General features: G+C 36.0%; 14 protein-coding genes. 1 reads left to right on the plus strand and 13 read right to left on the minus strand.

Annotated elements, in window-relative coordinates; all coding sequences use genetic code 11:
- The first annotated feature begins 363 nt into the window (after nt 1-363).
- On the plus strand, nt 364-1,983 hold the full coding sequence (pckA, locus tag G5B32_RS09045; protein ID WP_240899035.1) for a phosphoenolpyruvate carboxykinase (ATP): 1,620 nt from the start codon (nt 364-366) through the stop codon (nt 1,981-1,983).
- Between the two features lie 56 nt (nt 1,984-2,039).
- Here pckA and G5B32_RS09050 read toward each other — a convergent pair whose 3' ends face one another.
- From G5B32_RS09050 to G5B32_RS09110, 13 genes are read right to left on the minus strand one after another with little or no spacing between them, the layout of a single operon-like run.
- On the minus strand, nt 2,040-2,495 hold the full coding sequence (locus G5B32_RS09050; protein ID WP_165291224.1) for an NAD-glutamate dehydrogenase: 456 nt from the start codon (nt 2,493-2,495) through the stop codon (nt 2,040-2,042).
- A 4-nt stretch (nt 2,496-2,499) separates the two neighbouring features.
- Nucleotides 2,500-3,042, minus strand: coding sequence for a DUF420 domain-containing protein (locus G5B32_RS09055; protein ID WP_165291225.1), 543 nt, complete (start codon nt 3,040-3,042; stop codon nt 2,500-2,502).
- Nucleotide 3,043: 1 nt separating this feature from the next.
- A complete protein-coding gene (locus tag G5B32_RS09060) occupies nt 3,044-3,757 on the minus strand; it encodes a photosynthetic protein synthase I (protein ID WP_165291226.1) in 714 nt (237 codons plus the stop codon).
- 2 nt (nt 3,758-3,759) lie between these two features.
- A complete protein-coding gene (locus tag G5B32_RS09065; protein WP_165291227.1) occupies nt 3,760-4,137 on the minus strand; it encodes a cytochrome C oxidase subunit IV family protein in 378 nt (125 codons plus the stop codon).
- 29 nt (nt 4,138-4,166) lie between these two features.
- Complete coding sequence (locus G5B32_RS09070) at nt 4,167-4,907, minus strand: cytochrome c oxidase subunit 3 (protein WP_165291228.1); 741 nt, start codon at nt 4,905-4,907, stop codon at nt 4,167-4,169.
- Nucleotides 4,908-4,916: 9 nt separating this feature from the next.
- On the minus strand, nt 4,917-5,501 hold the full coding sequence (locus G5B32_RS09075; RefSeq protein ID WP_165291229.1) for a heme-copper oxidase subunit III: 585 nt from the start codon (nt 5,499-5,501) through the stop codon (nt 4,917-4,919).
- Nucleotides 5,502-5,506: 5 nt separating this feature from the next.
- Nucleotides 5,507-6,415 (minus strand): heme o synthase, encoded by a 909-nt coding sequence (cyoE, locus tag G5B32_RS09080; RefSeq protein ID WP_165291230.1) that lies wholly within the window; start codon nt 6,413-6,415, stop codon nt 5,507-5,509.
- 46 nt (nt 6,416-6,461) lie between these two features.
- A complete protein-coding gene (locus G5B32_RS09085; protein WP_165291261.1) occupies nt 6,462-7,508 on the minus strand; it encodes a COX15/CtaA family protein in 1,047 nt (348 codons plus the stop codon).
- 53 nt (nt 7,509-7,561) lie between these two features.
- Nucleotides 7,562-9,436 (minus strand): cbb3-type cytochrome c oxidase subunit I, encoded by a 1,875-nt coding sequence (locus tag G5B32_RS09090; protein WP_190301437.1) that lies wholly within the window; start codon nt 9,434-9,436, stop codon nt 7,562-7,564.
- A gap of 26 nt (nt 9,437-9,462) precedes the next feature.
- Entirely contained in the window at nt 9,463-10,779 is a 1,317-nt protein-coding gene (locus G5B32_RS09095; RefSeq protein WP_165291231.1) for a cytochrome c oxidase subunit II, read from the minus strand.
- 42 nt (nt 10,780-10,821) lie between these two features.
- Nucleotides 10,822-12,048: a quinol:cytochrome C oxidoreductase gene (locus G5B32_RS09100; protein WP_165291232.1), complete on the minus strand. Its 1,227-nt coding sequence runs from the start codon at nt 12,046-12,048 to the stop codon at nt 10,822-10,824.
- Between the two features lie 19 nt (nt 12,049-12,067).
- The gene (locus tag G5B32_RS09105) at nt 12,068-12,703 is read right to left on the minus strand and encodes a cytochrome c (RefSeq protein WP_317166099.1); all 636 of its coding nucleotides are present in this window, start codon (nt 12,701-12,703) and stop codon (nt 12,068-12,070) included.
- Nucleotides 12,696-13,232: a DUF3341 domain-containing protein gene (locus G5B32_RS09110; RefSeq protein WP_165291234.1), complete on the minus strand. Its 537-nt coding sequence runs from the start codon at nt 13,230-13,232 to the stop codon at nt 12,696-12,698. The genes G5B32_RS09105 and G5B32_RS09110 overlap by 8 nt, the downstream gene beginning before the upstream one ends.
- Nucleotides 13,233-13,236: the final 4 nt, after the last annotated feature.

Genomic DNA, 13,236 nt, shown 5'->3' on the forward strand with positions numbered 1-13,236 from the left:
TTAGTCTGATGGTTATTTTGTTTGTTCAATAGGTGAAGCATCTCCTGATACTATTCGTGAGTATATTCTCAATCAGGGTTAGTCGCTTACATCCAACAGGCTAAAGACCTGTGGTTTTTACGCTCCGTTTTATAAAAATAAACATATTTTGTCATATTAAGGATTCTTTTACCCTTAGAAAAAGAATGGAAAATTAGATTTTTATTAAGTCTTTTAGACTTTTAAAAAGTGAATAACAAAAATATTTTTTCTAAAATCTAAAAAACATAACGAATCTAAGATATTATAGTAATTTTCGTAAAAATAATAGAAGTTAATTTCTGCATTTTATAACTACCTACCTTAGTGCCATAATTCAAAATTATGATAACTGAGCGTATGGAAATAGGGACAAACCACATAGCGGAAGATATACTTCAAGTAGAAAGTCAAGCAAAAAAGGTTTATTGGAATTTATCTAATCAAGAACTTACACAGCAAACTTTAGATCTTGGACAAGGAAAACTGAACGATCTTGGTGCATTATGTGTAGAGACAGGAAAATTTACAGGCCGGTCGCCAAAAGACAAATTCATTGTTAAAGATGATTTAACCATCAATACTATAGATTGGGGAGATGTCAATATCCCAATTTCGGAAGAAATCTTTGAGAATCTTTATCAAAAGATGAAAGATTCATTTGCTAATAAAGAAGTGTGGGCAAGAAAATGTTATGCTGGTGCGGATCCAAGATACCAAATCAATGTAACAGTTATCAATACAAGACCTTGGGCAAATCTATTTTGCAATAATCTTTTTATCACTCCATCTGATGAAGAACTAAAAAGTTTCGAGCATGAATGGGTAATTCTTCAAAATCCTGATTTTGAAGCTAATCCTGCAATCGATGGCACTCGCTCTCCTAACTTTACTATCGTTTCTTTCACCAAGAAAATTATATTAATTGGAGGCTCAGCCTATACTGGAGAAATGAAAAAAGGTATTTTCTCTGTACTGAATTTTATACTTCCTCACGAACATAATATACTACCTATGCACTGTTCGGCCAATGAAGGTAAAGATGGAGATGTTTCTTTATTCTTTGGTTTAAGTGGTACAGGTAAAACAACGCTTTCTGCTGATGCTAACCGCGCATTGATTGGTGACGACGAACATGGTTGGGCAGACAATTCGGTATTCAACTTTGAAGGTGGTTGCTATGCTAAAGTAGTGGATTTGAGTGCAGAAAAAGAACCTGAAATATATGGCGCAATTAAACCGGGTGCTTTATTAGAAAACGTTTCCTTTTACGAAAAAAGTAATGTTGTAGATTTTAGCAATACGAACCTAACTGAGAATACACGTGTTGCTTATCCCATAGACTATATTCCAAATGCGAAACAGCCGTCTCTGGGGTATATTCCAAAGAATATATTCTTCTTAACATGTGATGCTTTTGGCATATTGCCTCCAATATCAAAATTGACAAAAGCGCAAGCCATGTATCATTTTATTTCTGGATATACAGCGAAAGTAGCTGGAACTGAGGTGGGCATCACAGAACCTCAAACTACTTTTTCTGCATGTTTCGGTCGTGTATTCTTACCTCTACATCCTACACAATATGCAGAACTGTTAGGTAAAAAACTAGAACAACACCCTGATGTAAACGTATGGTTGATTAACACCGGCTGGACCGGAGGAAAATTTGGTGAAGGCAAACGCATGAACTTAAAATACACTCGCGCCATGGTCAATGCTGCAATGCGTGGGGAATTAGATAATGTAGAGTATGTTCCTCATGCTATTTTCGGCGTACTAAAACCGCAGTCATGTCCAGGCGTACCTCCAGAAGTATTGAATCCTCGCACTACCTGGACTGATACTGATGCATATGACAAACAAGCTTTAGCTTTAGCAAAGCTCTTTGTAAACAATTTCAAACAATACGAAGATCAAGCGAGCGAAGAAATATTATCCGCTGCCCCTAACATTACATTATAAAAGACAAAAGGCTGTACAAAATTTGTACAGCCTTTGTTAATTTATAGCTTTTCCTTTTAGAAAACTTTGCTATGCCAACTTTGAGAAAATGGGATTTTCCAGTTGGATTCAAGTTCTTCCGTATTTTGAATCAAGTTATTATAAACGATAGTATCCGAAGTAACAACTCCTTCTTTCACTAATTGTTGAAATTGCTCTCTGCTAGCTAATTGCAATTGTCCATCAGCATTTATGTAAGAAACACGCATTCGGTCAAAGAAATCAATACTAAACTTCTCACCTAACGCTTTAATAAAATGAACAGACTTATCAATCGAACATCCAGTTACATCAGCCACTTCTTCATCTACTTCCAATATTAGAAATAGATTATCCAACACAGCTACTTTACCTGCCAAAGCAGATCCATGTGCTGTCCATGAAGACACAAAATGTTCTGCTAACTCCTTAATTTCATTAGCTTCCGATTCGGTTAAAAACCGGTCTGCCTGATAAATCCAAACTCTAGCCATCGTATTAATGATTATAATAAGGTGAAATCATAAGGTATACTACAACACCAGTAACTGCTACGTATAACCACATCGGGTAAGTAATTCGAGCTAATTTTTTGTGTCTTTCGTAAGCTCCCGCAATTCCTCTTATAAATGTAAACAATACAAAAGGAATAATAACTACAGAAAGAACGATATGCGTAATTAGAATAAAGAAGTATACATATCGAATGAGACCTTCTCCTCCATAAGATGTGGAATCAGAAGTCATATGATAGGCTACATACATCAGTAGAAATAACGACGAACAAACCATACAAAGTTTGATCAAGGTTTCATGTAACTTCGCATTACCCTTTTTGATTGCTGAAACAGCCCAAACTAACAGAACAGCTGTCAATCCATTGATAGTCGCGTATATCGGAGGTAAAAAAGACAATGGTTCTACATCGTAACCCATTTTACGTAAATTCACTCCAAACAATGCAGCTACTGCTAAAGGAATAACAACAGATAAAGTCCATATAATACCTTTGTACTTTTTCTCTTCTTGAGTCATCGCCATATTATTTCTTTTCTACTTTTAATGGATTATTACGCGCTTCTTCTACAAGCTGAACTTTAATTTCATCTTGCAAACGCTCCATTTCCTTATTTTGATTAATATCATAAAACCCACGGATTCGACCTTCTGTATCAATTAATAAATAATTGTTACTAAAAGAATACGTATCATCAGGATTAGCATGTGCATCGATTAAAAAATTCTTTTGTACATATTCAAAGATGGATGAATCAGGACGTACGATAAACCATGTATTTGGATAATCCTTGGCATACAATTGCTGAATACTTGCTATATCTACATTTAATTCTTTCTCATTCAGCGAAATCGAATAAAACTTAACTTTTTGAATATTCTTAAAACGATCCACTACAGGTTTTAAGTTGCTCAATAGAGTCTTTGACAATCCTTCATCTTTTGCACTAAATAAATGTACTACAGTGACAACAGTATCACTATTTAAAAATGGTGTAGGATCGCCTTTAGCATTTACTAAAGCAAGAGAAGGTACATGATGGTATAAAGTATCTGGTATTTCACGACCCATTTTGCGGTTCATCTTACCAGTTAATACCTTTTCACCATAAATTGGTAATTTCAAATACTGATTTGAACCAATTTTATTGAGTGCTATATACAAAAATCCTGGCACAATTAGTACTATAGCCAGGATTATGATAGTCGATATATTTCTCTTTTTAGAGATATTATTCATTTCTAGTTATTAGGGTAAAGCGCGTGTTCTTGCAAGTGCGTCAATAAATATCCACCTTCTACTAACATCAATACGATGAAATAAATGATGAATAAAAATACGATACCACAAGTCACAATAAAGCTTGATTTTTCAAACTTTAAGTGCATGAAGAATGCTACGATATAATATGCCTTTACTAATGTCAATACGATATAAATAGTATTAACTAAAGCGCCTTTTTGTAAAATACCCCAGTGGTGAACAAAACCTAACGCGATTAAGAATTCTAATGCAGTTAATGCTAACAATACAAAGAATACACTCCAAATACGTTTTTTGTCCATGCCTTCGCCGTGCTCGTGAGCATCGTGTGTAGCTATATGATCGTGATGTGCCATTTTCAATTTATAAAAATATTAGTCAACAATTAGATTAAGTAGAAGAATGTAAATACGAATACCCACACTAAATCCACAAAGTGCCAGTAAAGACCTACTTTTTCAACCATTAAATAAGTACCTCTGTTTTCGAACGTATTATTCAATGTCATACAAAGAACAATGATATTTAATAAAATACCAATCGATACGTGGAAACCGTGGAAACCAGTAATAGTGAAGAATAAGTTAGAAAATTGCAATGCTGCTGTATACGAAATTTCTTTAGAGAAATAAGGTTGTAATGCTGCTGCAATAGCGTCTGGATCTGTCAAACCTGTTGCTGGGTTTTGGCCAAACCAGAATCCTTGGTGATGTAAGTGAGTCCACTCAATAGCTTGACATCCTACGAAAGCCAAACCACCTAAGATAGTCCACAACATCCATTTTACTACTTCTTGTTTTGAATTTCTATGTCCTGCCTCTACAGCTAATACCATAGTTACAGATGACATAATCAAGATGAAAGTCATGATACCTACGAAAACTAAAGGTTGTCCTGACTCTGCTAAACCTGGTACAGATTGGAAGATTTTATCCGCATCAATCCATGTAGGTTGCGCAAATTTTTGAGCACCGTAATAAATTAAGAATGCTGAAAATGTAAATGCATCTGATACTAAGAAAAACCACATCATGATTTTTCCATACTCTAAATTCCAAGGCGACTTACCACCTGACCATGGTCCGTCTTTTACCTTATCCAATTGCGATACAGTTGTTGTACTCATTGTTTACTATTATTGATTCAAAAGTAAGAAAACATATATATAAATCCATAAAAGATCTAGAAAATGCCAAAAAATTGCAGCTAGATCCATTCTAAACACATTCTTCTCGGTGGCAATTGATGGCTTAGCACAAAAAAATGCAGTAATCAATACAATAATACCAGCGATAATGTGCGCTAAGTGTAATCCAGTGAAGATATAGATGAACGATTGAGATGCATTGTTATTAATAAAATACACGCCCTGCTCTGTCAAAACTCCCCAAGATTGTACCTGTAATATAAAGAACACTATACCTAAAACGATAGTTACTACCAATAATAGCTTTTGTTTTGCGAGTTCGCCCGCTTTAGCTGCTTTAAAAGCTAAATGCAATGTCAAACTACTTACCAAAATTACTATAGTACTGTAAATGAACATTTGAGGTAATATGGTCTTAATTCCTTTATCAACACCACTTGCTGTGTAAACGATAAAACCACTTGAAAGCGCCGCAAACATCATAAACATACCAATCATACCCAACCAAAGATTGAATTTCTTGGCTTTAAATTGCTTTTGTTGCTCTTCCAACTTTATTTCGTTAGCTCCCATTTATATTATTTAAAAGGAATAAAATCAAAAAGTAATACTAATTGTGTCAACGGTAAATACAAAAACGATATGTACATCACCTTTTTAGCCGATTCATCTTTAAGTTCTACAAGATGTTTGTATCCATACCAAGTAAAAGCTAATCCGCCCAATAAAGATACTATCGTGAATATCCAACCTCCGAATCCGAAATACATAGGCAAAAATCCTACAGGAATCATCAATAAGGCTGATACAAAAATAAATATCGCAGATGCTTTATTCTTTTTCAAACTTGGTAATAAATTGATACCAGCTCTTTTGTAATCTTCGTCCGCTACCCAAGCAATAGCCCAATAATGTGGATATTGCCAGAAAAACTGAACTAAGAATAAAATAAAAGGCGTTATGATAATAGCAGACTCGCTTACTGAAGCATACGCTAAACCAAATCCCAAAGACTCGAACGCTGCAAAGTAGCCAATAAGTGGAGGTAATGCTCCAGGTATTGCTCCTATAAATACCGCTATTCTAGATTTAGGTTTTAATGGTGTGTATACGAATGCGTATAAAAAAATTGAAAATACAGACAAAAGACCTGCAATGAAATTTAGCTTCACTAACACTAACGTCCCTAGAATTCCCATAAATAAGCTCAACACTAAAGCCTGACCTGTGGTCATTCTTTCTGCCGGCAAGGGACGATCCATTGTACGTTTCATCAATTTGTCAATGTCTTTTTCAATTATTTCATTAAATCCATTCGCTGCTCCTGTTACCAAAAATCCGCCAATCGTTAATAATAACCAATTGAACCACATGATATCACCCTGCTGCTTCGCTCCTATCAAAAATGATATAGATGCAGAAAACACAACAGTTAACGTAAGTCGTAATTTTACAAGCTTGTTAAAATCCGAAATAAAAGTTTTCATTTGACTACTCTTTCTCCTTTTCCATCCTAGATAATAACCTTATTATCTATCTTTTCAGCTTCGTCATCAAAAGCATCAAATAATACTGTGCTCCGAAAAACAAACTCGCAATTACTAAATGCGTTGTCTGTGCAAAAGCTGGAACTGCAAATCTAGCTAATATAATTCCAGACAACATTTGTATAAGTACTAATATTAAGATTACCCATGCATATTGACTTTGAATTGACGATTTACTGAATCTATTCTTCACTAAGAAGAAAAACACAACAGTAATTAACAATGTCACATAAGCTAATATCCTATGGATAAAATAATTACTTCCTATAGCATCAATCCATTGGTCTCGAGCTAATAGTCCTTCTGCATTAAAATGATCAATGGTTTCTCTAACTTCAGTACCAAATACAACCTGTACTAATGTAATCACTAAAGAAAATAAAGCTATTGCTTTGAGTCCAGTAGAAGGATAATTAACCAAAATGGTCTTATTACGCAATGTAGTAGCCGAATAGAAAGTGTAAATACTCACACCAACTATTAATAATGCCAACAGCATGTGCGTAGTAATAATCCAAGGCATCAAATTCGTCGAAACTACTATTGACCCTAACCATGCTTGAAAAATTACAAAGAACACATTAAGAACACTCCAAATAACAATGGAGGGTTTTGATTTGATATAAATGAATGAATAAACGGCTGTGAATAATAATGCGAATCCAGCTAAAACTCCAACTAACCTATTAATATATTCTGTCCATGTTTTAGCGGCATTAAATTCTTCATGTTCCAAAATAGATTTATCATGACGAATCCTATCTGCCATCTTGGAGTATCCAAAGAAATCAATGATTTTCGCAAATCGCTCATTCTTCTTTACACGTCCCTCAATATAATGTTGCTCATACCCTTCAGGTAATTGACTAACACTTGTTGGCGGAACAATTCGGTTGAAACACTTAGGCCAGTCTGGACATCCCATTCCTGAACCGGTACTTCTTACTACTCCACCAGCGATAATAACAAGAAACAAAACGATAATAGTAAATCTATTAACATTTATAAATCTCTTCTCACCAGCTGGATACATTACACTCACTATTTATATCTGTCAAAATGTAAGGAATAGAAGGTAGGATAAACCTAACCTTCTACTACTCTATTATTTTCTTTATTCCATTGCTCTTGAATACGAATAGCTTCTTCATTTCCTTCGAAATCATGAGGCATATTCGAGCTCATTGTTTCAGAGAATGGTACAGTTTGAGGGATAAAATCCTCGTTGTGACCTGGTTTACTGTAGTCATAAGGCCAACGATATACTGTAGGGATTTCTCCTGGCCAGTTACCGTGGATATGCTCTACTGGAGTAGTCCACTCTAATGTATTTGAGTTCCAAGGGTTTTGAGTAGCTTTCTTACCCCAGAAAATAGATCCGAAGAAGTTAACTAAGAAAGCAACTTGTCCAACACCTGCGATAATAGCAGCCCAAGTAACTAATAAGTTTACAGACATCCATTTTTCCATGAAAGCGAACTCTGTGAACGCATAGTAACGACGTGGAACACCATCAACACCCATGAAGTGCATTGGGAAGAATACCAAGTAAGCGCCAATGAATGTCAACCAGAAGTGGAAGTAACCTAACTTCTCGTTCATCATTCTACCGAACATTTTTGGGTACCAGTGGTAAACACCACACAACATACCAAAGATAGATGCAGAACCCATTACCAAGTGGAAGTGAGCTACTACGAAATATGTATCGTGTAAATTGATATCTAAAGCTGCGTTACCTAAGAATAAACCTGTCAAACCACCTGAGATGAAGAATGAAACCATACCGATAGCAAACATCATTGCTGGAGTGAAACGGATATTACCTCTCCATAATGTTGCCATGTAGTTGAATGATTTAACGGCAGATGGTACAGCGATAATCAACGTAGTGATCATGAAAACACCTCCTAAGAAAGGGTTCATACCAGTCACGAACATGTGGTGACCCCATACGATGAATGATAATACTGTAATACCTACTAAAGAGTAAACCATCGCGTGGTAACCGAAGATTGGTTTACGTGAGTTTGTAGAGATAACTTCGGAAGTCAAACCTAATGCAGGCATAACTACGATATATACCTCTGGGTGACCTAAGAACCAGAATAAGTGTTGGAACAAGATTGGAGAACCACCTTCATTAGGTAAGATCTGACCTTGAACTACTAAGTCTGATAAATAGAATGATGTACCTACTGAACGGTCAAAGATCAATAATACTACTGCTGATACCAATACTGGGAATGATAACAAACCCACGATAGCAGTTAAGAAGAACGCCCAAATAGTTAAAGGCATTTTCCAAAGATCCATACCCTTAGTACGCATATTTAAAATAGTAGAAATATAGTTCACACCACCCAATACCTGAGAAGCGATGAACAATGTCATACTGATCAACCATAATGTCATACCTAATCCCGAACCAGCGATCGCTGTAGGAACAGCAGAAAGTGGAGGATAAATTGTCCAACCTGGTGATGCAGGACCACTTTCAACAAAGAAAGAAGCTACCATGATAACACACGCTACAAAGAAGAACCAGTATGATAACATGTTCATCAATGGAGACGCCATATCACGTGCACCAATTTGATATGGAATTAATAAGTTACTGAATGTACCTGATAAACCCGCAGTCAATACGAAGAATACCATCATTGTACCGTGAATAGTAACTAATGATAAAAAGAAATCTGGTTTAATACGACCACCTTCAGCCCATTTACCTAAGAATACTTCTAAGATAGGGAACTCTTTGTCCGGCCAAGCTAATTGGATACGGAACAATAGAGATAATGTCATGGCAAAAACTGCCATAATGATACCCGTGATCAAGAATTGCTTCGCAATCATCTTGTGATCCCCACTAAATATATATTTAGTTAGGAACGTCTCATGGTGATGACCATGTGCATCATGATGAGCTGCGTCGTGTGATATAACTGTACTTGACATATTACTTTATAAAAAATCTTCTATAATTAATTTAATGAAGCTGTTTTCACACCTTCTGATACATTGTTACTCGCAAACTCTTTTTGCAAATCTTCTGTAAAGTATTTGCCTTGTTTTGCTAACCACTCTTTATATTCAGCTTCTGTAACAACGATAACTTTTTTACCCATGTTATAGTGACCTTCACCACAGATTTTGTTACATAACATAATGTAATCGTAGCTAGGATCATTCATTTTATCACGCATCTCTTCTGTAGTCACTGTTGGAGTGAATTGGAAGTAGTTTGTCATACCTGGTACTGCGTTGATTTGAACACGGAAATCAGGAATAAAGAATGAGTGAATAATATCCTTTGAAATAATGTGGAAACGTACCGATTTATTTACAGGAATAACAATGTCTTGTGGTTGTAAATCATCCCAAGAAGATTTGTCATTGAAATCAATACCGTAAGGGTTAGTAGGCGTAGTCAATTTGTAATTACGTTTACCAATTTGACCATCAGTACCTGGGTAACGAATATTCCATTTGAATTGCTCTGCCAATACTTCAATTTGAATAGCTTCCTTTTGCAATTCTTCTGGTACGTTAGTAATTGATCTCCAAGTAAAGAAACCAAACAATACTAATACAGTCAATACTACCGCTGGAACGATTGTCCATAATCTTTCGATAGCATCATTGTGTGGATAGTAATAAGCTTGACGTTTTGCTCTAGCTCTATAAATGTATGTGAAGCCTAATAAAACAATGTGAGTCAAAACTAAAACCACTGTAATAATCACTAAAGTAATCATAAACATGCGGTCAATGTCTTTACCATGCTCAGTTACAGCATCTCTCCAAGCCCAACTGCCCCATACATCATATCCATAGTAAACAAAACCTAAGAATACAACTAAGAAAATAAGGAACAATACAGCTTGTAGATTATTGTTACCATACTCGTTGTACTTACCATTCATTTTTCTAGTCAATACATAGACTGAATGAATTTTGCCAATAACAGCAACGATAGTACAAAGAACTAAAAACAATAATACATAGTAAAAGAAGTTCTTATAGACTTGAGGATCTATTTTCTTTACTTCTTCTGCCTTAGCTGTCGCTGTAGTAGTAGTACTGGCATCATCCGCAGCCACAGTTGCTGTTGCTGATGAATCTGCTGCTGTACTATCAACAGTTGCCGCAGCAGTGGTAGCAGCTACATCTGCTACCACTGTTGTGTCAACTACTGTTGAATCATTTTGCAAAGCCGATACTGGCGCCGCAAAAAATAAGCTGATTAAAAGTAGTAAACCCGCTATGGATTTAAACCCGTTATTAATTTTTAAATTCATTTCTTATATAAACGTTTGAACGTAACTTCTTTCAATTCTATATTAAATCTGATGGTTTAAACTTTCATCAAGGAATGGATGATGTTTAGCCGCTAATGGATGTTTACTGATTTTATTCAATACTAAGAAAGTAAATAAACCTGCAAATCCGATAGCTGTACCAATTTCTATAATTCCAAAACCTCTATCTGTTTCAACTGTACCAGGCATGATCATAATATAGTAGTCTAACCAGTGTCCACACAATAATAAGATTGCAGTGAACAACATGATGTTTTGCTTACGTTTAGCGTCTCTATCTACTAATATCAACAATGGTGATAAGAAGTTGATGATGATGCTTAACCAGAACCATGGTTTGTATTCAGGTTCCCAACGTTTGTAGAAGTAAACAGTTTCTTCAGGAATGTTTGAATACCAAATCAACATGAATTGTGCAAACCAAACATAAGTCCAGAAGATAGAGAAACCGAACATTAACTTACCTAAGTCATGTAAGTGATTCTCATTTACCCATGCCATATATCCAGCTTTTTTCAATAATACTAAGATTACTACGATAGCAGCAATACCACTAACCCACATAGCTGCAAAATTGTACCATCCGAACATTGTAGAGAACCAGTGGGCCTCTAATGACATGATAGTATCAAATGACCAGATAGGTGTAGTGAAACCAAAGATTACTAAGAAAATAGCTGACAATTTGAAGCTTTTCTTGTATGAATTAAGACCACCTTCTAAATCTTCTTTATAAGACAACTTAGCAATGATGAAAGCAAAGATGCTGTAAGTACCCATAAACAATACCTGACGGATAAAGAATCCAGGGATGTTTAAAAAGGCAGATTTACCAGCTACCAAAGCGTCATAATGTGGGCTATTTGGATCGAATAATTCTGGCGCAGTCCAGTGGTGGTACAATGTATGTGTATAAATACCTCCTGCCGCGATGATTAATAAAACTACAGCTGCAATAGGTAATACACTAGCCATTGCTTGAGGAATGCGAAGCATACCTGCTGACCAACCAGATTGAGTTACCATCTGAAGTGCGATAAAGAAAGCACCGGCAGCACATACACAAGCAAAATAATATCCCATCAATAGTAGATTGGCGAATGTGCGAGTTGTATCTCCTGTGGACAAACCATATGCAATGGTAGCAACACCTAATACAACAGCAACCAAGCTAACAATCTTCGCTGTACCAGCAAATGTATATTGCTCGCTGAAATTATAATCGTGATGATGATTGTGAGTTCCCATTTATTAAATTGATGTTAGATTATTTCTTTTGTAATTCTTGAACATACATAACTACTTTCCAACGCTCTTCTGGATTCAATTGAGATGCATGTGATCCCATTGTATTCAAACCGTAGTAAATAGTATGATAAATTTTACCAGCAGTCAAATCTGCCATTAATCCACCTCTTGATGAATTCGCTCCACCTGATCTTGTGTAAGCTGGAGGATTAGGGAAGTTCTCTAACTGACGAGTACCTCTCGAATCTGTCACCGAACGATCTTTAGTAATAGAACCGTCACCTTTACCTTCTTTACCGTGACATACTGCACAGTTTACTAAGTATAAGTGTTGTCCTTGCGCTAAGTTTTCCTCATTCACAGGAAGTGGGTTAGTTAACTCCGCTCCCGCTCTTTGGTAATCCTCTGGTGTATTTGAATATTCAGCAGCAAATCTTTCGAAACCTTGAGGTAATGTACCTGCAGGAGGAGTTTGAGCTGTTTGTTTATTTTTGAAATTATTGTTTGGCTGATCTGGATTGTATGCTAACGGATCGTACATATTACGCGAAAATTCCAAACCTGTGCTACGCGTAGTACCATCTCCACAAGCAGTAGTTACTGCTGCGAAAGCTACAGCCATACATACAGCGCCAAGAAAATTCTTCTTATTCATAACTAACATATTTTCTTTCATTGTATTTAACCTCTACTGCTCCAGCTTCTTTTAATAAAGAATCTACTAAAGCATGATCTGTATTTTCACGTGCATCAACTGCCAAAATGAAACGATCGTCCGTAGCTCTCAAATCCATAACGCGTGGCGCGCGTCCTGGAAATAAATGATTGCGGAAGAAGAAAGTCGCTACCATACCTAATGCACATAACAAGATCGTCACCTCAAATGTTACCGGTACAAAGTTAGGTAATGGTAATGATGGCTTACCACCGATATTCATTGGCCAATCATAAGCCATGGTATAGTATAATAAGCTAAATCCTAATGTAGTACCCAAAGCACCAAAACAGAAGGCTGCGATAGGTAATCTCGAAGGCTTCACACCCAATTTAGCTTCGATTCCGTGAATCGGCATAGGCGTAAAACAGTCGTATATGCTAATATTATTTGCTTGCAATTTTTCAATCCCGTGCATCAAATCATCAGGATCAGCAAAACTACCTAGTATATATTTTGTATTGCTCATTGCT

Origin of the sequence: Sphingobacterium sp. SGL-16 (assembly GCF_011043515.1) — a bacterium.
In the GTDB taxonomy this organism is placed as follows: Bacteria; Bacteroidota; Bacteroidia; order Sphingobacteriales; family Sphingobacteriaceae; genus Sphingobacterium; species Sphingobacterium litopenaei.